Genomic DNA, 25821 nt, shown 5'->3' with positions numbered 1-25821 from the left:
TCAGAGGCTGCATAATTTAAATTTTCTGTGTCTATTTTATTGACGTAATATCAGTTATCTTTGGTCAGGGCATATACCTTCTTTGACGTGGAGAACATATTTGATATTTATGGTTATATTTATGATGAGTTTTGGTTCAATACAAAAAGAGAGCTATGAAGAGAGTTGATAATCGTCCTTTTAGTCTTCTTAGTATTAATACATATGTATTTATCACTGCATTGGAAAAACAGGTTTGCCGTTTGGGATTATTTCCCGCAACATACGCAGCCAATGGGTTATTATACAATAATATTCGGCGGAGTTAGTTTGGAGGAAAATATTATTTCATTATTACTTATTATACTAGTTACACAATTGGTAGCGGGAATCACTATAGGTATAAAAGGGATAGTAAAGAGGAGAAGTTCTATAGTTAAAGAAGCGTAAAGTAAAAAAGGTATCCTTCGTGGGATACCTTTTTTACTAGCGTTTATTATTTTGCAACTTCTGTCCACTTGTAGTTAAACTCACCGCCGAAGTCTGTTGTTACAAGTCCTTTAATGAAAGAGCGTTGTAAGTAAGAGCGACCTTGTTGGTATAAAGGAGCGACAGCACCATCTTGTAATAAGATTTTTTCAGCTTGCTTCATTGCTTCCCAGCGTGCTTTTTCATCACCAGCTAAATCAGTTTTTACTTTACGAATAAGCTCGTCGTACTCTTTGTTAGAGTATTTATCGAAGTTATAAGCACTATCGGTTGTGAATAGATCTAAGAATGTAATTGGATCAGCGAAGTCAGGGCCCCAGCCATCGATTCCGATTTCGTAATCACCACTTAATAGTAGTTTTAACTGTTGTTTACGTGGTTGAGGTTTTAAAGTCACTGTTAATCCATCTAGATTCTTTTCTAGTTCACCTTTTAAATATTCGCCAGTCTTTTTAGCTAAAGCATTATCACTTGTTAATAGTTCAATTGTTACTTTGTCAGTACCAAGTTCTTGTTTCGCTTTCTTCCAGTTTTCTTTTGCTGTTTTCACATCATCTTTGACTAGATTTCCATTCTCTTTACGGAAGTCGTTGCCATCTGGGCTCTTTGCGAACTTCGCAGGAACCATTCCTTCGGCTGGAATTGCACCGTTATTTAAAATTGTTTCTACGTAAGCTTTCTTATTCATTGCTTCGTTAATAGCAAGACGTGCATGTTGATTCTTTAATACTGCATTTTTTTGATTTAGTCGTAAGAATTGAATACCTACTTCAGCGCGTTCCTTGAAGTTGGAATCGTTCTTATACTTATCAACAAACTCCGCAGTTAAAGCAACACGATCAATTTGTCCTGAATCATATAAGTTAACTTCTGTAGATTTATCTTTAACGACATTGAAGTTGATTTCTTCTAGTTTTACAGTTTTAGCATCCCAATAGTTAGGGTTCTTCTTCAATTGGAAGCTTTGTTCATGTTTCCAGTTATCTAATGTGAAAGCCCCGTTGTAAATTAAATGATTCGTTTCTAAACCGTATTTATCACCTTGAGATTTTAAATACTCTTCATTGATTGGTAAGAATGTTGCAAATGTCGTTAAGCTTAAGAAGTAGGGAACAGGGCGGTCCAGTTGTACTTCTAAAGTTTTATCGTCAAGAGCTTTAACGCCTAATTGATCGATTGCTACTTCTTTTTGGTTTATTTGTTTCGCATTTTTTATATCAAAGAATAAGAATGCATATTCAGCAGCTGTTTCAGGGTTAACGGCACGTTGCCAAGCGAAAATAAAATCTTTTGCTGTAACAGGAGTACCGTTTGACCATTTCGAATCACGAAGATGGAATGTATATTTTGTTTTATCGGGACTAATGTCAACTGACTCAGCGACACCAGGGATTGGTTTATTATCTTCTCCCATTGCATACAAACCTTCAAAAACATTTCTCATTACATTCATGGATTCCCCATCCGTCGCTTTTGCAACATCCATTGTTGGAATTTCTGAAGCAAATGATAAGTTAATCGCTTGTTTATCAGGTGCTTTATCGTTCGCTTTTGCTCCGCCTGCATTATCTTTATTTCCCCCGCAAGCAGTTAGTAGTAGACTTGCCCCTAAAACAGATGCAACAACAGGTACAACTTTTTTCTTCATTGTTCTTTCCTCCCTAAATGTGTTGTTCGTAACGTCATAATGTCCATGTCTTGAAGTGTAGCTATAGAAGGAGAGAAAACCTATTATAAATATGTGTATATAGGTAATCAGGTATTCTATATGTATATACATGTTGAACTATAATCTATCGTTATATGTTTCAACTTAGTAGACATTACATTTTGATGGTAAAATATTTTGTTTCTTTGATTATTTAGAATATTAACACTGGAAAGAACTATATGTCAATAATAAAAAGTGGAGTGTTAATTTCTTGGAATAATATATTGAAAAAGCAGATTTCCTCATATTAGGGAATCTGCTTTTAATATATTTTGCTAAAAAAACAATTGGTGTGGGTGGGAACACGATGATCTAAGTTGCATTTTATCCCGCATTAACGGGCAGTAAGATCCTCACCTCAAAATTCAGTGAAAGCAAAGAAGTTAGGGGGTATCAACTGCCCGTAAAAGCCCGATTGGTGGGGCTGATAATCAGTGGGGGATGAAGAACCCCCACTGATTAAAGTTTCACTTTATTTTTCAATTTTTGCCCATTTGAAGTTTAATTGACCTGCAAAGTCTACTTGCACAATGCCTTTCACATAAGAACGCTCTAGATAAGATTCTCCTTTTTGGTAAAGAGGAGCGATAACAGAGTCCTTAAATAAGATTTTTTCTGATGCTAGTAACGCTTCCCAGCGAGCTTTTTCATCACCAGCCAAGGTAGTTTTAACTTTTTCAATTGTGTCATCAAACTCTTTATTAGAGTAATGATCTAAATTGTAAGGGTTATTCGTCGTAAATAGTTCAAGGAATGTAATTGGATCAGCAAAGTCAGGGCTCCAACCGTCAATTCCAATCTCGTAGTCACCTTTTAATAAGAGTGAAACTTGTTGTTTACGTGGTTGCGGTTTTATATTTACCGTTAAGCTATCTAAATTCTTTTCTAGTTGTCCTTTTAGGAACTCACCAGTTTTCTTCTCAAGGTCACCATCACTTGTTAATAATTCTAATGTTATCTTTTCAGAACCAAGTTCTTTTTTTGCTTTCTTCCATAATTCTTGTGCAGATGTTGTATCAACTTTTGTTAAATCGCTGTTTGCAGTACGGAAGTCTTTTCCATCAGGCCCTTTTGCAAAGTTTTTCGGCACGAGACTAAAGGTTGGTGTAGAGCCATCATTTAATAACGTATTTACAAAAGATTTTCGATCAATTGTTTGATCGATTGCTTGGCGTGCAGAAACGTTTTGAAGTACTTTGTTTTGCTGATTCATACGTAAAAACTGTACCCCTACGTTCGGACGTTCTTTAAAGTTAGCATCCTTTTTATATTTATCAACGAAGTCAGATGTTAGTTTTATACGGTCTAATTGTTTGGATTCGAATAAATTTACTTCTGTTGATTTCTCTTTCACAACGTTGAAATTGATTTCTTCGAGTTTGACATTATCTTTATCCCAATAGGTAGGGTTTTTCTTAAATTTAAAGCTTTGTTCATGCTTCCAATCGCTTAGTGTAAAAGCTCCGTTGTACAAGATTTTGTTATCTTCTAAAGCGTACTTATCACCTTGTGCTTTAAAGAATCCCTCGTTGATTGGTAGAAATGTTGGGAACGCCGTTAAGCTAATAAAATACGGAACAGGGCGCTCTAATTCTACTTCAAACGTATGGTCATCAACTGCTTTTATACCAAGTTGATCGGATGGGAGTTCTTTGCTATTAATTTTTTTAGCGTTTTTAATATCCAGGAATAAAAAAGCATATTCAGAAGCTGTTGCTGGATCGACAGCTCTTTGCCAAGCGAAGACAAAATCTTTCGCTGTTACAGGTGTGCCGTTCGACCATTTTGAATCTCGTAAATGGAATGTGTATTTCGTTTTATCAGCACTTACTTCATGAGATTTCGCAACGCCAGGAACAGGTTTATTACCTTCACCAAGATTGTATAAACCTTCAAATACGTTTCTCATTACTTGACCAGAATCAGTATCTGTAGCACGAGCCGTATCCATTGTTCGAATCTCAGTAGGCGAAGATAAGTTTAAAACTTGCTTACTAGGTGCCTCATCTTTTGCATTTGCTCCGCTCGCTTCGTTTTTATAACTACCGCAACCAGATAATAAAATACTTACTCCTACAACTGATGCAATACCGGGTACAAACTTCTTTTTCATTTGATTTTCCTCCTAAATAGTTAATAAGATTGGATGATGATGAGGGAAATGAAAAACAAAAAATCCCTCTTTTCGTATTGAGAAAGAGGGATTTTTACGTACAAGTTATGCACCCGTATATAAACGAAGTCCCTCATTCTATCTTTCAAGCACAAAGCTTGCAGGAAGTGGCACAGTATTCAAAATGAACCTGCTGCCGAGGTTTCAAAGGGCCAGTCCCTCCACCTCTCTTGATACAATGAGTAAACAAATAAATTTTATTAATTTTTGTGTTTCTTTGATAATTCAAAATCTTACACCTTAGATAATGAAGTGTCAATCAAATGGAATATAGTTTAAATTTTCAGTTTTATTAAAAATAAAAAAACCACTGCATATGGCAGTGGTTTCCCTACTAGAAGTTAAAGTTATCTGGATCTGGACCAACGCGATGATTTTCATTCAAAGCTTGAATTGCTTTCATATCATCCGAGCTTAATTCAAAGTCAAAGATGTTTGCATTTTCAATAATGCGGTGTTCTTTAATAGACTTAGGGATTGTTACAACTTCATTTTGTAGATCCCAACGTAAAATAACTTGTGCAGTCGATTTATTATATTTCGTAGCGATTTCTTGTAATGTTGGGTGATTAAGTAGCTGCCCCTGCATTAATGGTGACCAAGCCTCAAGCTGGATGTTATGTTCTTTACAGAAGGCATGTAATTCTTCTTGTGCTAAACGTGGGTGGTATTCCACTTGGTTAACCATTGGTTTAATTTCTGCAATTTCAAATACGTCTTGCAAATGGTGAATATGGAAATTACTCACACCGATAGCACGAACACGACCATCTTTATAAAGCTGCTCTAAAGCTTTCCATGATTCAGTGTATTTTCCTTTTACAGGCCAATGTACTAAATATAGATCTAAATATTCTAGACCTAATTTTTCTAATGTAGTTTCAAATGCTTGTAGTGTTGACTCGTAACCTTGATCACTATTCCACACTTTTGAAGTGATGAATAACTCTTCACGAGGAATACCAGATTCTTGAATTGCCTGTCCAACGCCTTCTTCGTTTTTATATATCGCAGCAGTATCGATACTACGGTATCCATTTTTTATAGCTGCTTTTACAGAATCAATTACTTCTGTACCATCTTCAACTTTAAAAACACCCAAGCCGAACCAAGGCATTTTCACGCCGTTATGTAATGTTGTATAGTCGTTTAAACTTGTTAAAGTCATATTAATTCCCCCTAGCTTTTTTATTGGTCGCTTCAACTGCTTGTTGAATGACTTCTGAAAAATTATTTTCATATAGAACTTTTAAGCCTTCAGCCGTTGAACCTCCTGGTGTTGTTACTTGTTCGCGGAGCATAGCTGGATCCTGATTTTGCTGGAGCATAGCGGCAGAGCCAGCAATCATTTGAATGACAAGGTGTTTTGCTGTTTCCTCATCAATACCATAGCTTTTCGTTGCTTCAATTAAACCTTCAGCAAAGTGATAGAGAAAAGCGGGTGCACTACCAGTAACTGCGGTAAGTTGGTGAACTTCCTCTTCGGTACAAAACTGTGAGGTACCGATACCTTTTAAAAGAAGTTGTAACGTTTCTTGATGTGTTTCATCTACAGAATGTCCCGTCGTATATAAGGAGATAGACTTTCCAATTCCAGCAGCTGTATTTGGCATAATCCAAGCAACAGGTGTCCCTTGGGGAAGTCTTTCTTCTAGATAAGATGGTCCGATTCCGGCAGCAACTGTCACGACAAATTGATTAGTTAGAAGAGGGGATAGATCCGCTAATAGCTGTTCATGTGCGACAGGCGGCATTGCTAAAACGATTGTATCTACAGATTTAATATGCTGTTTCCAATCTGTTGTAATCGATAGATCATATTGAGTTTGTAATTGCGTTAGTTTTTCTATGTTACTTCGGTTGGAAACAATAATTTCTTCGATGTATTCTTTACTTGTTGTAAGTAGTCCAGCAAATATAGCTTCTGCCATACGACCGGCACCAATAAATAAAATTCGATGTTTATTAGGCATATCCTTTATTCCTTTCTGATGAGAATATGTTATAAAAAACGATACCATTTTTAAGAGAATTTTGTAAAAAGAAACGGCTTATCGTAAGTGGAATAGATGAGTGGGGAGTTTTACAGGAGAAAATTTATAGTAAGTATAAGAGTTATTTCTTATACTGTTGATAGGGAGTTTATTACATATCTGGGGAGAGATAAATATGGTTAGAAGTCCACTTTTTTTACTCATTTCTAGTATTATTTGCATATTAGTTGGATTCTATATCCGATCAAGTTATATTGAAATTTTCGCATCGGTTATGGGGATTATTAATGTTTGGTTACTTGCAAGGGAAAAGGTATCAAACTTTTTATTTGGGATGATTACAGTTGCGGTATTTCTGTATATTTTCACTACACAAGGCTTATACGCAATGGCAGTATTAGCAGCCTTCCAATTTATATTTAATGTGTACGGTTGGTATTACTGGATTGCGCGTAGTGGGGAGGAGAAGGTAAAACCGACAGTTCGCTTAGATTTGAAAGGATGGATTATTTATATACTTTTTATTTTAGTTGCTTGGATTGGTTGGGGATATTATCAAGTCCGTTATTTAGAATCGACAAGTCCATATTTAGATGCTTTAAACGCTGTATTAGGATTAGTAGCTCAATTTATGCTGAGCCGAAAAATCTTAGAAAATTGGCATTTATGGATTTTGTATAACATAGTTAGCATTGTGATTTATATTTCAACGGGCTTATACGTCATGTTAGTATTAGCTATTATTAATCTATTTTTATGTATCGATGGCTTGCTAGAATGGAAGAAAAACCATAAAGAGCGAGAACGTGTAAATAATTATATTTAGAAAATAATTATAATCAAAAACCCCCCTGAAGCATATACGTTTCAGGGGGGTTAAATATAGTGTGAATTTATGCTTTTGTCATACCAAGCAATACAGCGCCGCCGATAATTAAAACACTACCTAGTGCAATAAAGATCAATTGACGTTTTGTTTTCTTTTCACCTAAGAAGACAATCGCACCGAATGTTGAGATAACGATTCCAGTTTGAGATAATGGGAAGCTTGTCGCTACTCCGACACGTGGTAATGAAAGAAGTAAGAATAAGTTTCCTGTTCCCCATAGTAAACCAGATAAAGCATTACGCATTGCATATTTGTTAAATGGTTTATGTTTAGACGTCAGTACAACCGCACCAACGAACATACCAACTGCCTGTGGTAAAATAGCAGACCAACCATCGATGTTATACCAACGAATAATAATTACATATACAAGATAGCCGAAAGTAGAAACAATTAAAGTAAGAAGTCCTTTTTTCAATTGTCCTGGTGGCTGTGCATTTTCTTTATCGTCTAATGATGTGAATACAACACCAATTACGATTAATAGGATTGCAATCGTTCCCATAACGATCGTTGTTGTAGTAGTCCACTCGCGGAAAGCGATAACTCCAAAGATAGAAGTTGCAACAAGTTGCATACCAGTAGAAATCGTTACAGTAGTTGAAACACCTAGTTTTTCAACTGTTTTTAATTGGTTTACTTGTCCTAAAGCCCAGAATAAACCTGAAATAAAACCAACAATCAAGATTGTCATTGTTAAAGCTGGTTGAGTAAATACATACATAACTGTTGCGAAGAATAGAGCACCGATTGTCATACCTACCGTTTGGCTATATGCACCACCGCCCATTTTTACGCTTACTAATAAGATGTTTCCCCATGCGATTGCAGGAAGAAGCGCTAATAAAATGTCCATTACAAGACTCCCTTCGGTTTTCTATACCAATATAATTACATATCGTTCTAACGATCGGTAATGCCCCACTAATAGAGTAGAAGATTACCGATCGCTAAAACAGGATGAAGAACTTACGATATAAATGCGTTTTCATTTCTTCACTTTTTGAAACACTTTCATATAATAACAGGAAATTACCTATTTTAGAAAGTGAATTCAAATAAAATGTATATTTAAATAAGAAATAAAATTCAGTCATTAGTTAGGTCATTTTATTTTTCGGGAAATAAAAAAAGCAGCTTTTGTCGAAAACTGCTTTAGGAAGTGGTAATTCGCTTGTTAATGATTTGAATACATAATAAAAATAGTAATGACATGCTAATTGTTATGATGACAAGAGTCCAAGCGAGTTGCATATTACTTGCATCAATAGCCATATAAATTGCAGTTGGAATCGTTTGTGTTTTGCCAGGTATATTTCCTGCAAACATTAAAGTAGCACCAAATTCCCCGAGTGCGCGAACGAAGCTTAAAATCATACCGCTAAGTAGCGCGGGGAATGCAAGTGGGAGTGTAACGTGTAGAAAAACTTGATATTCACTCGCACCAAGGTCGCGCGCACCATCTTCAATTTGCACATTCGCGATGGAAAATCCTGTTTTTGCTGATTGATACATGAGCGGAAATGCAACGACTGTAGAAGCAATGATAGCAGCAGTAGATGTAAACATAATGGACTGCTGAAATAATGATTCAATCCACTTTCCAATGGGACTGTTATTTCCAAAAATGATAATTAGAAAAAAGCCGATAACAGTTGGTGGAAGCACCATTGGTAATAAGAAAATAGTTTCTAGTAGTACTTTATATCGCCACGAGGAGCGTGCTAATGCTCGTCCAATAATCGTTCCTAAAATCGTAACGATAATGGTGGCGCATGCAGCTACTCGCAAGGATAGAAAGACAGGTGACAAAATTGTATCAAAGCTCATAGCAATTATGGCAGGATTGTAAATCCATATTTCTTAAAGATAGATTGTGCATCTTTTGATTGCAAATACTCATAGAATGAAGTCGCCTCTTTCTTATGCTTAGATTCCTTTATAACACCTAAAGGATAGTGGATTGGTTCATGAGAATTAGCCGCTACCGCCTCTACAATTTTCACCTTGTCTGAAACGAGAGCGTCTGTTTTATATACAATACCAGCATCAACATTACCTGTTTCTACATATGTTAACACTTGGCGAACATCTTTTGTAAATACGATTTTATTTTGAACGTCATTCCAAAGATTTTCATGTGTGAGAGAAGCTTTTGCATATTTTCCTGCAGGTACAGATTCGGGTGTACCAAGTGCGATTTTCTTGATTTTCTCATTTTTTAAATCTTGGATTTTTGTAAGAGAACTATCTTTTGGGACGACTAGAACTAGTTCATTTCCAAGAAGATTTTTCCCTTCTTTTTCATTAATGAATCCTTTTTTAACAAGAGTTTGAAATTTATCTTCTGCCGCAGAGAAGAATAAATCGGCAGGCGCACCTTGTTCGATTTGTTGTTGAAGTGCACCAGAAGCACCGAAGTTAAAAGAGAGTTTAATATTAGGATCTTTCTCTTTATATTGTTTTTCAATTTCTTTTAATGCATCTTGTAAGCTAGCAGCAGCTGAGATAGTCAGTTCGACTGTTTGTCCCTCTTTAGCAGCTGACTTTTCTTTCTTTTCCCCACTTGTACAAGCAGCACTAAATATAAGAAGGAAAGAAAGTATAAGTGCCCCGATGGATCGTAATGTGAATTTGTTCATAAAAAAATCCCCTTTCGTTTTGACATATTCAATTATAACTAAATATAACTAAATATAACTAAATATAACTAGTTATAATTGAATATAATTTAAACGATTGAGTTGTTTTTAAAAAATAGGAGAAATATTCTTTTCTTTGTTACAATGAAGGAAGAAAGTGAGGAATCGTCTATGGATCATCATTCCTACACAACGGAAGAAGTAGCAAAGCGATTAAAAGTATCAAAATTAACTGTATACGACTTAATAAAAAAAGGAGAACTGCCTTCTTATAGAGTTGGTAGACAGATGCGTATTGATGCAACGGATTTAGAACAATATATAAAGCAAATGAAAACAGGGAAGGTACAAGTTAATTCTGTAAAGAAGGACGAAAATAGTACCTCGAATACACGCATCATTAGTGGTCAAGAACTAACGTTAGATATGTTGGCAAAACATATAGAAAATCGTTTACCCAATTCTAATATATTAAGAGCATATCAAGGAAGTTTAACGAGTTTAGTGAAGATGTACCAAGGAGAAGGAAGTATCGTTAGTCTGCATTTGTTTGATGGCGAAACGGGTACGTATAATGTTCCTTACGTAAAGCGTATTTTAGTTGGACAACCATGTATTATGATTAATTTATTGGCAAGAAATGTTGGGTTTTATGTGCAAAAAGGGAACCCGAAAGGAATAAAAACGTGGGCTGATATATCCCAATCCTCTATAAAATTTGTGAATCGAGAAAAAGGCTCTGGTATTAGGGTGCTAGTGGATGAACAATTACGAATTCAAAAGTTAAATAAAGAACATATTAGTGGATATGAATGGGAAGAATCAAATCATCTTGGTGTTGCTTCGCAAGTTGCGAACGAAAAAGCTGATGTTGGAGTAGGGTCAGAAAAGGTTTCGCAAATTGTAAATGTAGACTTTATTCCGATAATGAAAGAACAGTATGATTTAGTAATTTTGAAGAATAAAGAAAACGAAGAGCTTATTGAAGTTATGAAAGACATTCTGCAATCGGAAGAATTTCATAATGAGTTAAAAGCGATTGGCGGATACGATATTACGAAAACAGGCCAAATTATATATGAAACAAACTAAAAAGCTGCTTGTCTATAAGACGAGCAGCTTTTTCTATATATAAAGGGGTTTGGGGAAACGAATTGTTAAACAAGACTTTGAGCAAGTGTGTAAATGAAAGCTGTAAGAAGAGTAGCTCCACTTGCAAGTCCGATAAAGTCTGATTTGTTGAAAGTAATGTTGTTCATTATAATCTCTCCTTATTTGTTTAATGTAGTTGCAACAGCTTTTGCATCGACAAGTGCGGATAGCACCATGCCCATTGTATTGAAAAATTTGTTTGATTTCATTTTGTTCATCATGCGTATCCGCTCCTTTTCGAATTGTTGTTGCCCTGCTTTCTGTCTTAATTATATGAAATATGGCTGCCTGCAACTATCGAATTAGCTTACGGGAGGATTACACTTTTGTAAGAAAAAAAGACATTCATGTAAGAATGTCCTTCAAAGCATATTGATATGATGGTGCTCTTTAATTGTTTTTAAAAAGCTGCGCATCGAATTGGTCATGTAACTATCTTTACGGCGTATGAAAACAGTTGAAATACTGCCGTATTTCTCCGGAATTGGATGGCAGTGGACTTTACCTGCTGTAGAAAGGTGCTGCACCGCAGACTGGGGGACGAGTGTAATCCCAAGACCGAGCGCTACGCTATTTAATATAGTTTCTAATATGTTAAATTCCATAATTCTTTTTGGTAGCAAACCTTCATCTTTAAGCCATCGTTCAAGCTTGGAACGGTATCCACATCCTTGATTAAAAACGAGTAGGGGCGTCGTAGTAAATTCTTCTATATGAAAAGCTTTATTTTGTGTAACAAGCATTAATTTCTCAGTACTAACATCGTATTGTTCAATTAGTGGATGTTTAATAGGACCTGATATAAAGGCGCCATCTAATTGATGATCAAGTACTTCTCTAATAAGTTCTTCCGTTAGACCGGCTTGTAATGATAAATCGACATTTGGATAGCTTTTATAGTAAGAAGACAAAATGGTAGGTAATGTACTGACTGTTTCGACTGTACCAATTTTTAATATGCCAGATGGTGTTTCACTATCTAAAAACACTTGCTTTAGCTCTTCAACATCTTGCAAAATTTTATGAACATAAACGAGCATTTTTCTTCCTTCAGCTGTTAAAGTCATGCCTCTCTTATGACGGTAAAAGAGAGGTGTTTTCAGCTCGTTTTCTAATTGTTTAATACGTGCGGTTACATTTGATTGTACGTAATTTAATTCCTTTGCTGCGCCACTTACACTACCGCGGTCGGCAACGCTTTGGAAGATTTGTAAGTCTCGTAATTCCATTTTATGCTCCCCCTTGATGTTAACTATCATTATAAATGATAGTTAACATCATTTTGAATCATTTTACGTGATATATTTTTTCTTTTACAATTCTCCTTGTGCAAATAGAAAGAAGCGGGGGATTGTGGTGAGAAAAGGTCAAATGATAATAGGTGCTTTAGCGTGTTTAATTGCAAGTATGTCATGGGGAGCGATGTTTCCGGTTGCTGATCATGCGCTAGAATACATAGATCCGTTTTATTTTTCGTTTATTCGTTATGGGGCGGTAGCAATTGTACTGATTGTATTATTGCTAATGAAAGAAGGAAAGAAAGCATTTCGCTTAGAAGGAAGAGGAAAGTTACTCGTCTTTTTTGGAACAATGGCGTTTACCGTATATAATGTATTAATTTTTCTAGGACAAATGTTAATGGGAAAATCAGGTGTGATGGTAGCTTCTATTATGGAGGCGCTTATGCCGATGATTTCAATTTGTATTTTATGGGGATATAAAAATATAAAGCCGAAGAAGTATATGATAACGAGCATGATTATCGCATTTGTAGGAGCTGTATTTGTTATTACGAAAGGTGATATGAGTTTCTTTTTAACATTGAAAGATAACATGTTTTCGCTAGCATTTATATTTGTTGGTGTTGTAGGATGGGTAATTTATACGATGGGTGGTCAAACGTGTAGCGATTGGTCAACATTACGCTATTCTACTTTGACGTGTGTATTGGGTACAACTGTCACAGGGATTATAACTGTAGTCATTACAGTGCTTGGATATGTGTCTGTTCCAAGTATGGAAACGATTTCTATTGTGAAGTATGATTTGTTATTTATGATGACATTACCAGGTATCGTAGCACTACTTGCTTGGAACTACGGTGTGAAAATCTTATCATCCATTAATGGTATTTTATTTATTAACTTTGTGCCAATTACTACGTTAGTTATTATGATGATACAAGGGTATAAAATAACGACATTTGATATTGTAGGAACATTATTTGTTATTGCAGCGCTTATTCGTAATAATGTTTGTCAGAGAAAAGAAGAAAATATAAATAAACAAATTTTGCAAGAAAAGCAATTGCGTCAAGCTGTTTAATAGGCAACTGGAGGATTTTATATGTTAGAAAGTTTATTGTTTTTCTTTGCTGCTGGAGTTGCCTGCGAGCTTGCAGCAATTAATCGAAACGGTCGTAAAAATATAAAACAACAAGCTGAACTGATACAGCTTTTAAAAGACTTGAAGGAAAGAAAAAATTAAAAAGACGACCGGGCATAGACGGTCGTCTTTTCTATTATTATTTATATAAAGGGGAAAGGGGAAACAAGGTTATATAAGCGTAGCAGCGTAAATGAAAGCAGTAAGAAGAATCGAGCCGCTAGCTAGTCCTAAAAAATCTAATTTATTAAAAGTCATGTTATTCATTATAAATTCTCCTTACTTGTTTAATGTAGAAGCAACAGCTTTTGCATCGATAAGAGCGGAAAATACTATGCACATTGTATTTAAGAAATTGTTCGTTTTCATTTTGTTCATCATATAGATCCGCTCCTTTTCAAATGGTTGTTGTTACTTTCTGACTTAATTGTATAAGATAGTGGAGGGAGCCACTATCGAATTAGCTTACAAGAAAATTACACTTTTGTAAGAATTGAAATTTAACAATAAATACTTATTTTTATTACCAACTCCTAAAACTTAGTGTTATAATCGTTGTAAGAAAATGATTATACTTCGGATATTCAGAAAGGAACGAAACAAATGTATAAACCAATTACATTTTCGTTGAAATATATATTTAAAATGGCTGGGAAGGTAGAAGTACAAGGGAGAGAGAAATTACCGGAAGATGGCCCTTACGTTGTTGCGTGTACACATACAAGTTTTATGGATGTTTTAATGCTAGCGGCAGGAATGTACCCAACCCAAATTCATTACATGGCAAAAAAAGAATTGTTTGAAGGGAAATTTAAAAATTGGTTTTTTAAAAATGTAAATGCATTCCCTGTAGACCGTGCGAATCCAGGGCCAAGCACATTAAAAATTCCATCACGTTTATTAAAAGAAGGAAAAGTAGTAGGGATTTTCCCGAGTGGGACGAGGTCATCAGAAGACGTTTCACTAAAAGCTGGGGCTGTTACGATTGCAATGCGTTCTAACGTTCCGTTAATACCGGCAGCTTATGTTGGTCCATCAAGTATAAAAGAATTGATAAAAGGAAAAAAAGCGCGATTAGTTTTTGGAGACCCAATTCAAATCGATGCTGAAGAACAAATAGATCGAAAAACGGCTATGAAGATGATGACAGATGAATTAAATGCAAAGTTTGAAGAACTAAAGGAAGTTTTGCAGCCGAATCAAAGATAAAAAAGACGACCGGGTATAGATGGTCGTCTTTTTTATTATTATTTATATAAAGGGGAAAGGGGACACAAAGTTATAGTGTAGCAGCGTAAATGAAAGCAGTAAGAAGAACCGTGCCGCTAGCTAGTCCTAAAAAATCTGATTTATTAAAAGTGATGTTGTTCATAATGCATTCTCCTTACCTGTTTAATGTAGAAGCAACAGCTTTTGCATCGATAAGAGCGGAAAATACCAAGCTCATTGTATTTAAGAAATTGTTCGTTTTCATTTTGTTCATCATATAGATCCACTCCTTTTCAAATGGTTGTTGCCCTGTTTCTGACTTAATTATATGAAATGTTACGGAGAGTCACTATCGAATTAGCTTACAGGAAAATTACACTTTTGTAAGAAAAACGAATGAAAGTGTCATGATGAGAAGATTTGACATATGTTCATGTGATTCATTAAGTTAAAAGTAGAGGTGAGTGTATGGCTAATATTAAAGATATTGCAAAGATGGCTGGGGTTTCAGTTACGACTGTTTCGAGGGTATTAAATGATCATCCATATGTAAGTGAAGAAAAAAGGAAAGTTGTTTTAGAAATAGTTGAGAAATTGAATTACTCGCAAAATGCAAATGCTGTTCATTTATCAAAAGGGAAGACGAATATTGTTGGCGTGATTTTACCTTATATTAATCATCCGTCTTTTGATGCGATGGTGGGTGGAATGATGGAAGTTGCGTTAGCTCACAACTATCGAGTGCTTCTTTGTCAAACGAACTACAATAAAAAAGAAGAAATGAAAAGTTTACATATGTTGAAAACAAAGCAACTAGACGGTCTTATCATTTGTTCTCGTGCCAATGAGTGGGAAACTATAGAGCCTTATGCAGCGTATGGGGCGGTTATTGCTTGTGAGGATAATGATATTGAAAGCATATCGAGTGTATATACAGATCATTTTAATGCCTTTCAATTAGGGATGAGTTACCTTATTGAAAAAGGTTATAAGAAGATTGGATATTGTACGGGAAGAAAGTTAGGGCCAAGTAGTAAGAAACGTTTTGATGCTTATAAACAACAGCTACAATTAATAGATGAAGAAGTGATGGAAGAGCGGATTTTCACAGAATGCTTTACGTTAGAAGATGGTGTAAGAGTTGCACATCAATTCAAGGAGATGGAGAATCCTCCTGAAGCATTAATAGTGGCAGGAGATGAAGTTGCTATTGGGATCATGACAGAAGTTGAAAAATTAGGTATTGAAGTTCCTGAGGATTTAGCGATTATTGGTTTTGATAATCAACCGATTTCTCAAGTTTTACAACTGACAACCATTGACCAAAATTTAAAGGGAATAGGTAAGACGGCTTTTGAAATGTTTTATAGGCAAGTAAGTGATGAAAGTTCTAAACAAGAAAAGATGGAAATTCCGTATAAACTTGTGGAACGCTCGACGGTTTAGTATTTATCCGTTATGTGTATAATCACATAACGGATTATTTTTTGAAATGTCTTTGACAGGAAACGCGTTTCATACTTTATAAAAGAGTTACACCGGTCTGTAATAATCCATGGATTCTTTTCAAGTGTTAAAACAATGAATAGAATTTGGAGGGATATGCATGAATGAACTTTTATTAAGTATGAAAAAATATGTAGAGGATGACGAAAAGATTTTAGCGTTTGTCGTAGGGATATTTGAAAAGGATGACTTTACTTTATGTTATCAACATGGGATTTTTGTTGCCACTACTAGACGTCTTCTGTTTTACGGGAAATTTCCGTGCTATCCTGCGATATTTGAAGAGTATTCATATTTGCATATAGATGACATAGATTTCCGTCCATATTTCGAATGTGCTTGTAATCGTGAAACCATTAGAGCTAAGTATATTCAGAGTGGGAATGTGGAGCGCTTTGTCCGTACAGTTAGAGCGAATATGAATAATTAATCACCCCTTTGTTTAAACATAATATCTTGGTCTTTGTGAGGGAAAATGCGGAATAAAAACAACTTCTAAACCTCTAGGAGATAGTGATACAATGTCAAATGGGGGGAGGTATGAACTATGGTTAATCAACGTATAAAGGAAATAACACTAATTACAATTGGTTCATTATTATTCGCAATTGGTATTAATTACTTTGCAATTCCAAACCGTTTATCAGAGGGTGGAATTATTGGTTTAACGGTTGTTACGTACTATTTATTTGATTGGTCACCAGGAATTGTGAATTCTGGTTTGAATGCAATTTTATTAGCTGTAGGTTATAAATTTTTTGATAAGAAAACGATGGTTTACACAATTATAGGTATTGTGGAAACATCTTTGTTTTTATATGTTACAGAACATATCGAATATCAAGTAAATAGTGATACGTTACTAGCAGCTTTATTTGCTGGTGTATTTGTAGGTATCGGATTAGGCTGTATGTTCAAAGCTGGAGGTACATCAGGAGGATCGGCAATTTTAGCTCGACTAGCAAATCAATATTTAGGTTGGAGCGTTGGTAAAGGCGTACTTATTATTGATATCGTTGTAATTGCGGGTTCTGTATTTATAATAGGACAAGAAAAGGCAATGTATACACTTGTAGCCGTATTTGTCGGAGCGAAAGTAATTGATTTCATCGTGGAAGGTATGGATACAAAAACAGCTGTTACGATTATTTCAAATCAACCAGACTTAATTCGAGAGACTATTACGAAAAACATGACACGCGGTGTCACTGTATTAGAAGGACGCGGCGGATATACTGGTAAAAATAAAGAAGTTTTATATATCGTTATTAATAAACAAGAGCTTGTTAAGTTAAAGCAAGTTATTAGTAGAGTTGATGAAGATGCCTTCGTTGTCATTCACGATGTGCGTGATGTACTTGGCGGTGGCTTTAAAGCAAGCTAAAAGGTGAACGAGAAAATTCGTTCATCTTTTTTTATCCCGCATTAACGGGCAGTAGAACTCCCGCCTCAAAATTCAGCTGGAGCAAAGAAGTTAGGTGGGAGATCAACTGCCCGTAAACCCCCACTGATTAAAGTTTCACTTTATTCTTACAAAAATGTAAGGGTAATGTAATGGGATTGAATGGTAGATTAAATTCCTGCTCTTTAGAATGGATGTATAAGTATCCTGCAGAGGAGGAAGATCAGTATTATGAAGAAAAAAATAATTACTACTGTAATAGCTATGGTAGTGATAGTAGTAGTATTACTACCTACGAAACTTGGACCAGTTATTGATAAATATAATCCGCTTTATACGACGAAAGAATACTATACAATTGTGGATGCGATTGGTCAGCATGTTGGTGATGAATGGTATGAATATGAATTTATTGCATTTGATGAACGTGGAAGAGAACAAAAAATAAAGAAGACTGTTAAGCATATGTTAAAGAGAGATGAAGCATTAAAGGTGTACGCAAAAGGACGCTACGGCGAGGCAATTGAAGAAATTGAAGCTGTAAATATTCCTATTAATGCGAAGAGTAAACTTTTAACGATGAGATAGCGAATTATACCCCCGCCTATTTTTTGTCGAAAATAAAAATACTAGGTAGGGGTATTTTAGGTTCGTGGAAAAGCCTTAGTCCATATGGACTAAGGCTTTTCTTATTATATAAAGGGGAAGGGGGTACATTGTAGTAGCATGAGTGAAAGGTATAAGAAGAGTCGGCTACTAGCAATGTAATTTGGTTATGTGAGTATTCTTCTTATTTGGCTTACTTTCTAACCTTATTGTACAAAGTATAGGTAAGGGGAACTATCGAATTACATTACACATAGCTTACAAATATGTAAGACTCCTGTAATGCAATTCGATAGTTAAAAGATAGTAAATTTAATATAGTGTAACTAGAAAGTCTCATTTTATTACTTTCTGATTCGCAATGTTAATGAAGAACGAAAAACCAACTAACTTTGAATAGCCCTCATCTTAGCTTAAGATGAGGCTTTTTTTTAAATCTTACAACATTGTAAGGTTTATGTAAGTTAATTCGATAGTAAATTTGTCATATTTTTTGCATAATAGATACAAATAGATAAAAAATAATTAGGGATATATTAAGAAGGGAGAAAACTGGGATGCGTAAAGAAGAAGTAGTGAAGTTTCCAATTAAAGATTTCTGTAGCTACTTTACTGTTGCCGTAGTATGTATTGGATTATTTGATATAATAACAAATTTAATTGTTAACTAATATAGATGATAAAACAAGAAGGAAGACCCTTTCTTGTTTTTTTTATGGGGGCATAAAGATGAAATTGATTGATAGCCATATACATGTTGATCAATATGAGAATGAAGAGAAAAGTAGATTATTTATAGATGTGGAAAACAGTAAAGAGATACAAGGGCTTATTGCAGTATCTATGAATTATCAATCATGTCTAGAAACTTTATCTTTAGCAAAGCGATATCCTTTTGTACATCCAGCAATAGGTTTTCATCCGGAGCAGCCGATTCATAAAGAGGAATGTGAGAAAATTTATAAATTAATTGAAGATCATGTAGATGAAATTGTTGCGATTGGTGAAGTGGGACTCCCATATTATTTAAGGAAAGAAGATGAAAATATTGCTATTGATCCATACATAGCGGTGTTAAAAAAGTTTGTGGAACTAGCTAGTAAATACGATTTACCAATTATATTGCATGCGGTTGATGAAGATACTGACACTGTATGTGGTTTACTTGAAGAATATAAAGTTTCGCGTGCACACTTTCATTGGTTTAAAGGAAGTGAAGAGACAATGAAACGGATGATGAGGAACGGTTATTATATTTCTATCACACCGGATGTTTTACATAAGGAGAAAATTAGAAAAATAGTTTCGTATTATTCGCTTGAATATATGATGGTAGAAACAGATGGGCCGTGGGAATTTCAGAAGGATACGATGACACATCCTTATATGATAAAAGATGTATTACAAGAAATTAGTATAATAAAAAAAATATCAGTAGAGAAAGTTACTGAGCAAATATATGCGAATACGGTGCGATTTTATAAAGTTAGTGAGTCATAAAAAAACACCAAGCATCTCGCTTGGTGTTTTTTTTATGACTCTAATTTTTTCGCACGTCTTAATAATAAAAGAAAGACAATTATAATGAACCCAATTATAAGGAAGAACCCATATTGTTTTATATAATCAATTATGTCATTCGCACTTGTTGGTTTTTCAACGTGAATGCCTTCTTTATTAGTAGTAATATGAATATCTTTCATTTTTACTTCATTCATGTCTTTTTGTAAATCAATCCACTCTATGTTTGGAATACTTTCTAGTTCTTTTAATACTTCTTTTAATGGTTCAACGCCCAAGTAAGGATGATAAAATGCACCGATAATTCCATCAGATAGTTTAGTGATAGATAAAGCACGTTCTTTCATTTTTGCTATAGCTTGTGGCTTCCCTTCTTCAATAAAGCCAACAGTTTCAGGAATTAATTTCATCCCATGCAAAAATGACGGTGTATTATATAAGCTGGTGAGTGCATTGATTTCCAAGTTGTATCGTTTAGTTGTATTTGTCCTACATAAGTTGAAAAATATTGTGATAGTATTTCATATCCTTTTTGAGACATTGTATAGTGCGGAGCTTCAAAGGCAACTGGATATAATTTAGCTTCTACAAGCTCTGTAATCCCTTTTTCAATATGATCTTTAATATATTTTTCTTCGAAGGCTTTCCCGTTTTTTACGTATTTATTATAGTCTTCTGTAGACTGAAAATCTTTTTTTGTTTTTGATTTTTCATGGTTTGGTTGGCGAATTGGTTGATCTGTTTTTACATCCCAAAATTCAAAACCTTCGCCAGTTTCACTATCATAAAACTGATGTGTGTAACCATGCATAACGATAGAGCCACCATTATCTTGCATAAAGTGTAAAACATCGATTAATTCAGAGTTATCCTTTAAATGTACTGTTTTTCCTGTGTCTGGATCTTTGTAAACAGGGATAACGGTAATCATATAAGGGAGCTTTTTCTCTTTTAGTAATTCAGCGATTTCTTTTAATTGCTTTACATCTACAGCTGGATGAACGTCTTCAAGACGTAAATAAGCTGAAGTTTTATTTGTTTCAGGTTTTTGTCCGAAATAAGAAAATAACATTTCACCGACGTAATGAGACATCCAATCGAAAAGGTTTGGAGTTGCAACATAATAGGATGTTCCTTGCTGAATGATTAACGGATGAGTTCCATCAGCACTCAAGGCGTAAGCAAGAGTTGTTCCTTTTGTTTCAATTTTCTTCATTAAGCGTTCTTCATGTAATTCATTTTTTAACTGGTTAGTCGGATATTCTATAGTGTGAATTCGTATATCGGTTTCTTTCGAGGTAATGAAAGAAAAACGATTAGATAATTGTTCAACATTTTGTCCTAAAACTAATATGGGACCTGAGAAGTTTTCTAGAAATTGTTTTGCTGCAATAGAAAAATCTTCTTTTTTCTCTCCGATATAAACAATATGTGTATAAGAAGATGATTCAGTACTTTCCTTTACTTCCTTTAAGCTTTTTACTGTTATATCTTTTGTAAAGTGCCCTAACTGAGTATTAAGGATTTGTACATTGTTTGTAATTTTGTTGTCTTCTGTACTATACAAAACGAGTACTTTTGATTTTGATGATGTTTGTGCAGAGGTATGTATAGGAATGAGTAGTAAAATGCTGAAAAAGATTAGTAGAGTTCTTTTCATTTATTTATGCTCCTATTCTATATATAGAATTCAATTTACAATTATATACAAGAAATAAGTTATAGTCCATGTAAGTTACATTTTTGCACGTATTTACCATATGTTTTTTCGCAAAATCGGTCTAAAGCATGATGATAATATGTATAGTAATTTGCTATGATTGAAAGGTAAGAGAATGATAGAGTGTTGGTAATTGTAAAAGGAAGGCTGAAAGGGGACAAATTTCAGCGGAGAAAGAGGTAGAGGTAGTGAAGAAATTCTTTGTAGGATTTTTAGTTGTTCTTGGAGTGTATTTATATTTCCAAGGAAAGTCTGAAGGAATGGGTAAGCTAATGAATGAAACAAGCTATGTTGATTCAGAAGAAGCAAAACAGATGAAACAAATCATTATAGAGGAAGCAAAGAAAGTAAACCTTCCGGAATGGATACCTCTTACAATTGCCGAACATGAAAGTAGGTTAAATCCAAGAAGTGTTGGAGATAACGGAACTTCATTCGGATTGTTTCAATTACACCGCGGTGGTGGGCTTGCGCCAGATCATTTAACTGATGAAGAGCTGAAAGATCCACGTACAAATGCGCAAATTGCAATGCCGCATTTAATGAAAGGTTATAAGCGCGGGGTGCAAAAAGGTTTGACTGATTTTGCATTACTGAAATATATAGCGAATACATCTGGATGGCCAGGGAATTTAGGACCAGAGTGGACGGATAACAATATGAAGTATAACATCGGATTAGAGGATGTATACTATCGAAATAAAGGTGTAATCAAAGAGTAGGTTTTCTATACCTACTCTGTTTTTTTATGAATAATTTCATCCTTTTCTTTCGTGAAATACTGCGCTAGTTGTATTTTCACATCTTCTAGTTTTGTAGAAACTTGCGGTATTTTATATCCTACATACAACGGTGAAACGACAAACCTAGGAACAACTTTACAAATGATTTTCCTGTTTAAGTAATAGAAGAATAAGTTATAACTACTACATCCTTTATGGAAATCTGTCAGTATGTAACATACAGTTTGCTGAATATAATTGGCCATTTCATCTATAAATGCAATATCTTCAATGATGATATTAAATTCAGTAAAGCCGATAATAGGACGCTCTGAAATATTGAGTTCAATGCGTTCATTTTTTTGAACAATTACCCCTTGAAAATTTGCTTCCTCAATATTTTCAAGATAGTCTACATGTTTCATTCCGATAATTTGCATATGTGCATGATGCAAACTTCCGCCTGAAAATGGACCATGATTTTTGTATAAAATCACAGAAGTGAATTCTTCATTTTCCTGTAAGTTTAACCAATGGAGAATAGAGAAGCGAATTAGTTTTCTCATATGTTCTTCTGTATATGTTGCGATATGGTCTTCGCAATTATCGGTTTCGATTAGCACGGTTTGAAAGGTATCCTTTAATGTAAGAAATTTATTTTTTAACCAAATAATAGAGCCCTCAGTTGCTAAAATATCCGTTAAATTTTCTCTGTCACAAAAAGGACATGCAGCGCTTCTGTTCCGAATGCTTTCTGGTTTTTGTTTACCGATATCGTTTAAAAAATATAGTTGTTGTGTATCCATTTGTATATGCCCCTTTAAAATATATGTAAAAATCCCGCTTAATACATTCGGGAAAAGGAGAAGGAAATCCTTTAAAGGGAATAGGGAAAAATAAAAGACAAGATATCCTCATTGCAATAGGGTACCTTGTCTTTTATTTTTTCTTTAATAGTGTGTATGGATAATATAGAGCATTTTCATTTTGTTTCTTTTTTCTATTTTTTATTGTGTATAAGGCAATTGCTGTACTTGCGATTACAATAATGGCTTTCTTCATATTCATATACCCCTTTTTATTGTTGGTTTAATTCTTGGCTAACTGCTTTCGCATCAACTAAAGCATGTAAGATCATTTTTACCATGTTCATCATAGTTCTTTCCTCCCTTTTATAGTTCGTTTAGTTCTTTTACAACTGCTTGTCCGTTCACTAATACCTCAAAGATTGCTTTTACGATTTCTTTCATCATGATTGTTTCCTCCTTGTTTTTGTCTCTCTTGTTTATATCTTTATTGTATAGGGAGGCATCTTTTCGTACTATCGCTTTCCATTACGTGAACATAACAGTTTTGTAAGATTTGATGTCACTTATTGAAATGTTTAGTCTATCTTCATTATTTTCAGAAAAATGACTATTCAAACATAAATCGGGGAAGTATAATAAAGAAGTAAGTATTAAATTCCGTACGAAAGGAGTGAATGAGATGAAATGTTCTTTAGCTACGCGCGCAAAATTTTTAGATTATATCTATATTTGTCGTGCGATTTTTCATGATGCAGTTGTTAACGGGATACGTATGCCCTTTTTTAACAATTGCATAGTAGCTATTGAACGATAGAAGTCTCTTCACCCATTTTTGATAAACGTGTGAAAAGGGAGCTATTTGGCTTCCTTTTTCTATGACAAAAACCATGGGGAATGTTTCTTTCCCATGGTTTTTTATATTGAAAGGAGTACGGAAAATGACAATTTGTAGTGTAAATAATGTAAAGAAATCTTTTGGTGGAAACATCATATTTGAAAATATATCGCTTGAAATAAAGAATGGAGAACGTATTGGATTAGTTGGTCGTAACGGTAGTGGGAAGACAACTATCTTTCAGCTTCTAACAGGAATGGAGAGTTTGGATGCAGGAGCCATTCATATGAAGAAAGGTACATGCATCGGTCATGTAGCACAAATTCCAAAATTTAATAATGAAATGAATGTATATGATGTATTAAGCTCCGCTTTTAAAAAGGAAAAAGAGTTGGAGATAGAAATGCATGCTTTAGAAAAAAATATGGCGGAAGAACAGGAATCATCTGCTTTACAAAAATTGATGGAGAGATACGGAGTAATTCAAGAAAGGTACGCGTTTCTCGGTGGTTATGAAATAGAAGCGAATATTATGAAGGTAGCAAATGGTCTACAGGTGACTGAACTATTTTCAAGATCATTTATGGAGTTAAGTGGTGGAGAACAAACAAAAGTAAGCCTTGCGTATATGCTATTGCAGAAACCAGATCTACTTTTGTTAGATGAACCAACAAATCATTTGGACTTATTTGCAGTCGAGTGGTTAGAGCAATTTCTAAAAGAATATACAGGAACAGTTATGGTCATTTCGCATGATCGCTATTTCCTTGATGAAGTTGTAACGAAAATTTTTGATTTAGAAGATGGAGAAATTCACGTATATCATACGAACTATTCACAGTTTGTTGAGGAAAAGGAAGAAAGGCTGCTTCAAGAATTTCAAGCGTATCAAGAACAGCAAAAGAAAATAAAGAAAATGAAAGAAGCAATTAAGCGTCTACGTGAATGGGCAAATCAAGCGAATCCGCCGAATGAAGGATTGCATAAGAGAGCCAGAAATATGGAACGTGCATTAGAGCGCATAGAGAAACTAAAGAGACCCATTTTGGATAGAAAACAGATGGGACTTCAGTTTGAAGGGCAAGAGAGAAGCGGGAAAGATGTTGTTGTAATGAAAGAAGTGAGTAAAGGATTTGATGAACGGTCTTTATTCGAGAAAGTAAATTTGCATATTCGTTTTCAGGAGCGCGCAGCTATCGTTGGACGTAATGGTACAGGAAAGACTACGTTATTAAAACTATTACTAAAAGAAATGCAGCAAGATGCTGGAGAAATTCGGATTGGTAGTAGTGTGAAAATTGGTTATTTATCGCAACATGCGTACGGGAATATGAAGAACAATGTATTGGAAGCTTTCAGAGATTGCGTGGCTGTAACAGAGGGAGAAGCAAGACATATATTAGCTCGTTTCTTATTTTATGGTCCAGCTGTTTTTAAGAAAGTAACGCAACTTAGCGGTGGAGAAAAAATGAGGTTAAGGCTCGCGCAACTTATGTATCAAGATGTTAACTTTCTTATTTTAGATGAACCGACGAATCATCTTGATATTGAATCAAGGGAGGTTTTAGAGGAGGCCCTTGAACAATATAATGGGACGATTTTAGCTGTTTCACATGATCGTTATTTCTTAAATAAATTGTTTGAAAAGACATATTGGATTGATGAGCACAAATTATTTGAGTTTGCAGGGAACTATGCATGGGCTCGTCAAAAGTGGGAAGAAAGAATTGAGAAACAGGTAGTAAAACAGAAGCAGCAACAGCAAGGGAATAAAACGTTAGAAGTAATGCCTATAAAAAAGAAGAAGTCTAGGGATTTAGAGGCAGTTGAAAATGAGTTAATGCATATAGAAGAAGATATATATGCACTCGAATGTAAAATGGAAAATGTAGTTGATGTTGAAATGCTTGAACAATTATATGAAGAAAAAACGAAAAAAGAGTTTTTACGAGCGGAGTTATATAATGAGTTAGAGAATATTGTGGAGTAAAGAAAATAGAATGAAAAAGAGCAAGTTGTTTCCTCATATTTTGGGGGAGGGCTTGCTCTTTTTAGTATAATGAAAGCAGAAAAATTG

At 34.7% G+C, this 25821-nt stretch carries 26 protein-coding genes, 2 pseudogenes and 1 riboswitch; of the genes and pseudogenes, 14 read left to right on the top strand and 14 right to left on the bottom strand.

Annotation, left to right across the window (positions count from 1 at the left end; all coding sequences use genetic code 11):
• Window positions 1-155: 155 nt before the first annotated feature.
• A pseudogene (locus tag AB3X49_RS02840) lies at window positions 156-429 on the top strand (hypothetical protein).
• A gap of 46 nt (window positions 430-475) precedes the next feature.
• Here the strand turns inward: AB3X49_RS02840 and AB3X49_RS02835 are convergent.
• The 4 genes from AB3X49_RS02835 to proC form a co-directional block, all read right to left on the bottom strand.
• Window positions 476-2116 (bottom strand): peptide ABC transporter substrate-binding protein, encoded by a 1641-nt coding sequence (locus AB3X49_RS02835; protein WP_367960406.1) that lies wholly within the window; start codon window positions 2114-2116, stop codon window positions 476-478.
• Window positions 2117-2651: 535 nt separating this feature from the next.
• Window positions 2652-4292 (bottom strand): peptide ABC transporter substrate-binding protein, encoded by a 1641-nt coding sequence (locus AB3X49_RS02830; RefSeq protein ID WP_367960404.1) that lies wholly within the window; start codon window positions 4290-4292, stop codon window positions 2652-2654.
• A 135-nt stretch (window positions 4293-4427) separates the two neighbouring features.
• Window positions 4428-4532, bottom strand: a riboswitch (SAM riboswitch).
• Window positions 4533-4686: 154 nt separating this feature from the next.
• Window positions 4687-5520, bottom strand: a complete 834-nt coding sequence (gene pgoN, locus AB3X49_RS02825; protein ID WP_002063472.1) for a glyoxal/methylglyoxal reductase — start codon at window positions 5518-5520, stop codon at window positions 4687-4689.
• 1 nt (window position 5521) lies between these two features.
• The gene (gene proC, locus AB3X49_RS02820; protein WP_002091431.1) at window positions 5522-6325 is read right to left on the bottom strand and encodes a pyrroline-5-carboxylate reductase; all 804 of its coding nucleotides are present in this window, start codon (window positions 6323-6325) and stop codon (window positions 5522-5524) included.
• A gap of 196 nt (window positions 6326-6521) precedes the next feature.
• On the opposite strand from proC, the gene pnuC reads away from it, so the two are divergent.
• Window positions 6522-7172 (top strand): nicotinamide riboside transporter PnuC, encoded by a 651-nt coding sequence (pnuC, locus tag AB3X49_RS02815; protein ID WP_002091429.1) that lies wholly within the window; start codon window positions 6522-6524, stop codon window positions 7170-7172.
• 67 nt (window positions 7173-7239) lie between these two features.
• Here the strand turns inward: pnuC and AB3X49_RS02810 are convergent, their stop codons facing one another.
• The 3 genes from AB3X49_RS02810 to modA form a co-directional block, all read right to left on the bottom strand.
• On the bottom strand, window positions 7240-8091 hold the full coding sequence (locus tag AB3X49_RS02810; RefSeq protein ID WP_367960401.1) for a GRP family sugar transporter: 852 nt from the start codon (window positions 8089-8091) through the stop codon (window positions 7240-7242).
• 299 nt (window positions 8092-8390) lie between these two features.
• The gene (gene modB / locus AB3X49_RS02805) at window positions 8391-9065 is read right to left on the bottom strand and encodes a molybdate ABC transporter permease subunit (RefSeq protein WP_002169310.1); all 675 of its coding nucleotides are present in this window, start codon (window positions 9063-9065) and stop codon (window positions 8391-8393) included.
• A 5-nt stretch (window positions 9066-9070) separates the two neighbouring features.
• The gene (modA, locus tag AB3X49_RS02800; protein ID WP_367960399.1) at window positions 9071-9877 is read right to left on the bottom strand and encodes a molybdate ABC transporter substrate-binding protein; all 807 of its coding nucleotides are present in this window, start codon (window positions 9875-9877) and stop codon (window positions 9071-9073) included.
• 144 nt (window positions 9878-10021) lie between these two features.
• Between modA and AB3X49_RS02795 the strand changes: the two genes are divergently transcribed.
• A complete protein-coding gene (locus AB3X49_RS02795) occupies window positions 10022-10969 on the top strand; it encodes a substrate-binding domain-containing protein (protein ID WP_215574282.1) in 948 nt (315 codons plus the stop codon).
• A 65-nt stretch (window positions 10970-11034) separates the two neighbouring features.
• Here the strand turns inward: AB3X49_RS02795 and AB3X49_RS02790 are convergent, their stop codons facing one another.
• Window positions 11035-11136 (bottom strand): DUF3948 family protein, encoded by a 102-nt coding sequence (locus tag AB3X49_RS02790; RefSeq protein ID WP_001060020.1) that lies wholly within the window; start codon window positions 11134-11136, stop codon window positions 11035-11037.
• A gap of 255 nt (window positions 11137-11391) precedes the next feature.
• On the bottom strand, window positions 11392-12258 hold the full coding sequence (locus AB3X49_RS02785) for a LysR family transcriptional regulator (protein ID WP_002063480.1): 867 nt from the start codon (window positions 12256-12258) through the stop codon (window positions 11392-11394).
• A gap of 127 nt (window positions 12259-12385) precedes the next feature.
• Here AB3X49_RS02785 and AB3X49_RS02780 point away from each other — a divergent pair, with 127 nt between their 5' ends.
• A complete protein-coding gene (locus AB3X49_RS02780) occupies window positions 12386-13354 on the top strand; it encodes a DMT family transporter (protein ID WP_002167140.1) in 969 nt (322 codons plus the stop codon).
• A gap of 21 nt (window positions 13355-13375) precedes the next feature.
• Window positions 13376-13516: a YrzO family protein gene (locus AB3X49_RS02775; RefSeq protein WP_002063481.1), complete on the top strand. Its 141-nt coding sequence runs from the start codon at window positions 13376-13378 to the stop codon at window positions 13514-13516.
• Window positions 13517-13585: 69 nt separating this feature from the next.
• Here AB3X49_RS02775 and AB3X49_RS02770 read toward each other — a convergent pair whose 3' ends face one another.
• Window positions 13586-13681 carry a DUF3948 family protein gene (locus AB3X49_RS02770; RefSeq protein WP_002124767.1) on the bottom strand — a complete coding sequence of 32 codons (96 nt, stop codon included), beginning with the start codon at window positions 13679-13681 and terminating at the stop codon, window positions 13586-13588.
• 336 nt (window positions 13682-14017) lie between these two features.
• On the opposite strand from AB3X49_RS02770, the gene AB3X49_RS02765 reads away from it, so the two are divergent.
• Window positions 14018-14623 (top strand): lysophospholipid acyltransferase family protein, encoded by a 606-nt coding sequence (locus AB3X49_RS02765; protein ID WP_367960395.1) that lies wholly within the window; start codon window positions 14018-14020, stop codon window positions 14621-14623.
• A gap of 70 nt (window positions 14624-14693) precedes the next feature.
• On the opposite strand, the gene AB3X49_RS02760 is transcribed toward AB3X49_RS02765, so the two are convergent.
• Window positions 14694-14786 carry a DUF3948 family protein gene (locus AB3X49_RS02760; protein ID WP_367960393.1) on the bottom strand — a complete coding sequence of 31 codons (93 nt, stop codon included), beginning with the start codon at window positions 14784-14786 and terminating at the stop codon, window positions 14694-14696.
• 305 nt (window positions 14787-15091) lie between these two features.
• On the opposite strand from AB3X49_RS02760, the gene AB3X49_RS02755 reads away from it, so the two are divergent.
• The 5 genes from AB3X49_RS02755 to AB3X49_RS02735 all read left to right on the top strand — a co-directional run bounded on the left by AB3X49_RS02755 (window position 15092) and on the right by AB3X49_RS02735 (window position 19637).
• A complete protein-coding gene (locus AB3X49_RS02755; RefSeq protein WP_367960391.1) occupies window positions 15092-16069 on the top strand; it encodes a LacI family DNA-binding transcriptional regulator in 978 nt (325 codons plus the stop codon).
• Window positions 16070-16229: 160 nt separating this feature from the next.
• Window positions 16230-16559: a PH domain-containing protein gene (locus AB3X49_RS02750; RefSeq protein ID WP_367960388.1), complete on the top strand. Its 330-nt coding sequence runs from the start codon at window positions 16230-16232 to the stop codon at window positions 16557-16559.
• A gap of 117 nt (window positions 16560-16676) precedes the next feature.
• Window positions 16677-17513 carry a YitT family protein gene (locus AB3X49_RS02745; RefSeq protein WP_367960385.1) on the top strand — a complete coding sequence of 279 codons (837 nt, stop codon included), beginning with the start codon at window positions 16677-16679 and terminating at the stop codon, window positions 17511-17513.
• A 249-nt stretch (window positions 17514-17762) separates the two neighbouring features.
• A complete protein-coding gene (locus tag AB3X49_RS02740) occupies window positions 17763-18119 on the top strand; it encodes a YxeA family protein (RefSeq protein WP_002029403.1) in 357 nt (118 codons plus the stop codon).
• A 747-nt stretch (window positions 18120-18866) separates the two neighbouring features.
• The gene (locus tag AB3X49_RS02735; RefSeq protein ID WP_367960382.1) at window positions 18867-19637 is read left to right on the top strand and encodes a TatD family hydrolase; all 771 of its coding nucleotides are present in this window, start codon (window positions 18867-18869) and stop codon (window positions 19635-19637) included.
• A gap of 32 nt (window positions 19638-19669) precedes the next feature.
• On the opposite strand, the pseudogene AB3X49_RS02730 reads toward AB3X49_RS02735, so the two are convergent.
• Window positions 19670-21318, bottom strand: a pseudogene (locus tag AB3X49_RS02730) (DUF2334 domain-containing protein).
• A gap of 248 nt (window positions 21319-21566) precedes the next feature.
• Between AB3X49_RS02730 and AB3X49_RS02725 the strand changes: the two are divergent.
• Entirely contained in the window at window positions 21567-22100 is a 534-nt protein-coding gene (locus AB3X49_RS02725; RefSeq protein WP_000713256.1) for a transglycosylase SLT domain-containing protein, read from the top strand.
• Between the two features lie 11 nt (window positions 22101-22111).
• Here the strand turns inward: AB3X49_RS02725 and AB3X49_RS02720 are convergent, their stop codons facing one another.
• Both AB3X49_RS02720 and AB3X49_RS02715 read right to left on the bottom strand, forming a co-directional pair.
• Window positions 22112-22906, bottom strand: coding sequence for a DUF4931 domain-containing protein (locus AB3X49_RS02720; RefSeq protein ID WP_367960380.1), 795 nt, complete (start codon window positions 22904-22906; stop codon window positions 22112-22114).
• Window positions 22907-23039: 133 nt separating this feature from the next.
• A complete protein-coding gene (locus AB3X49_RS02715; protein WP_002029408.1) occupies window positions 23040-23168 on the bottom strand; it encodes a hypothetical protein in 129 nt (42 codons plus the stop codon).
• A 420-nt stretch (window positions 23169-23588) separates the two neighbouring features.
• Between AB3X49_RS02715 and AB3X49_RS02710 the strand changes: the two genes are divergently transcribed.
• A complete protein-coding gene (locus tag AB3X49_RS02710; RefSeq protein ID WP_000650295.1) occupies window positions 23589-23723 on the top strand; it encodes an RAxF-45 family protein in 135 nt (44 codons plus the stop codon).
• A gap of 124 nt (window positions 23724-23847) precedes the next feature.
• Window positions 23848-25734, top strand: coding sequence for a ribosomal protection-like ABC-F family protein (gene abc-f, locus AB3X49_RS02705; RefSeq protein ID WP_367960378.1), 1887 nt, complete (start codon window positions 23848-23850; stop codon window positions 25732-25734).
• Window positions 25735-25821: the final 87 nt, after the last annotated feature.

Source organism: Bacillus sp. C30, from assembly GCF_040838255.1.
Taxonomy (GTDB): domain Bacteria; phylum Bacillota; class Bacilli; order Bacillales; family Bacillaceae_G; genus Bacillus_A; species Bacillus_A mycoides.
The sequence above is the reverse complement of the archived record's forward strand: the minus strand, read 5'-3'. Positions and strand labels throughout refer to the sequence as shown.

Bases quoted from the DNA above. Each gene is read 5' to 3' on its own strand.
- AB3X49_RS02755 (WP_367960391.1), top strand. From the start codon at position 15,092: ATGGCTAATATTAAAGATATTGCAAAGATGGCTGGGGTTTCAGTTACG.
- modA (WP_367960399.1), bottom strand. From the start codon at position 9,877: ATGAACAAATTCACATTACGATCCATCGGGGCACTTATACTTTCTTTC.
- AB3X49_RS02785 (WP_002063480.1), bottom strand. From the start codon at position 12,258: ATGGAATTACGAGACTTACAAATCTTCCAAAGCGTTGCCGACCGCGGT.
- AB3X49_RS02715 (WP_002029408.1), bottom strand. From the start codon at position 23,168: ATGAATATGAAGAAAGCCATTATTGTAATCGCAAGTACAGCAATTGCC.
- AB3X49_RS02735 (WP_367960382.1), top strand. From the start codon at position 18,867: ATGAAATTGATTGATAGCCATATACATGTTGATCAATATGAGAATGAA.
- AB3X49_RS02790 (WP_001060020.1), bottom strand. From the start codon at position 11,136: ATGAACAACATTACTTTCAACAAATCAGACTTTATCGGACTTGCAAGT.
- AB3X49_RS02770 (WP_002124767.1), bottom strand. From the start codon at position 13,681: ATGAATAACATGACTTTTAATAAATTAGATTTTTTAGGACTAGCTAGC.
- AB3X49_RS02835 (WP_367960406.1), bottom strand. From the start codon at position 2,116: ATGAAGAAAAAAGTTGTACCTGTTGTTGCATCTGTTTTAGGGGCAAGT.
- AB3X49_RS02750 (WP_367960388.1), top strand. From the start codon at position 16,230: ATGAATGAACTTTTATTAAGTATGAAAAAATATGTAGAGGATGACGAA.
- AB3X49_RS02810 (WP_367960401.1), bottom strand. From the start codon at position 8,091: ATGGACATTTTATTAGCGCTTCTTCCTGCAATCGCATGGGGAAACATC.
- AB3X49_RS02710 (WP_000650295.1), top strand. From the start codon at position 23,589: ATGAAATGTTCTTTAGCTACGCGCGCAAAATTTTTAGATTATATCTAT.
- pnuC (WP_002091429.1), top strand. From the start codon at position 6,522: ATGGTTAGAAGTCCACTTTTTTTACTCATTTCTAGTATTATTTGCATA.
- AB3X49_RS02775 (WP_002063481.1), top strand. From the start codon at position 13,376: ATGTTAGAAAGTTTATTGTTTTTCTTTGCTGCTGGAGTTGCCTGCGAG.
- AB3X49_RS02765 (WP_367960395.1), top strand. From the start codon at position 14,018: ATGTATAAACCAATTACATTTTCGTTGAAATATATATTTAAAATGGCT.
- AB3X49_RS02760 (WP_367960393.1), bottom strand. From the start codon at position 14,786: ATGAACAACATCACTTTTAATAAATCAGATTTTTTAGGACTAGCTAGC.
- pgoN (WP_002063472.1), bottom strand. From the start codon at position 5,520: ATGACTTTAACAAGTTTAAACGACTATACAACATTACATAACGGCGTG.
- AB3X49_RS02830 (WP_367960404.1), bottom strand. From the start codon at position 4,292: ATGAAAAAGAAGTTTGTACCCGGTATTGCATCAGTTGTAGGAGTAAGT.
- modB (WP_002169310.1), bottom strand. From the start codon at position 9,065: ATGAGCTTTGATACAATTTTGTCACCTGTCTTTCTATCCTTGCGAGTA.
- AB3X49_RS02745 (WP_367960385.1), top strand. From the start codon at position 16,677: ATGGTTAATCAACGTATAAAGGAAATAACACTAATTACAATTGGTTCA.
- abc-f (WP_367960378.1), top strand. From the start codon at position 23,848: ATGACAATTTGTAGTGTAAATAATGTAAAGAAATCTTTTGGTGGAAAC.
- AB3X49_RS02740 (WP_002029403.1), top strand. From the start codon at position 17,763: ATGAAGAAAAAAATAATTACTACTGTAATAGCTATGGTAGTGATAGTA.
- proC (WP_002091431.1), bottom strand. From the start codon at position 6,325: ATGCCTAATAAACATCGAATTTTATTTATTGGTGCCGGTCGTATGGCA.
- AB3X49_RS02720 (WP_367960380.1), bottom strand. From the start codon at position 22,906: ATGGATACACAACAACTATATTTTTTAAACGATATCGGTAAACAAAAA.
- AB3X49_RS02795 (WP_215574282.1), top strand. From the start codon at position 10,022: ATGAAGGAAGAAAGTGAGGAATCGTCTATGGATCATCATTCCTACACA.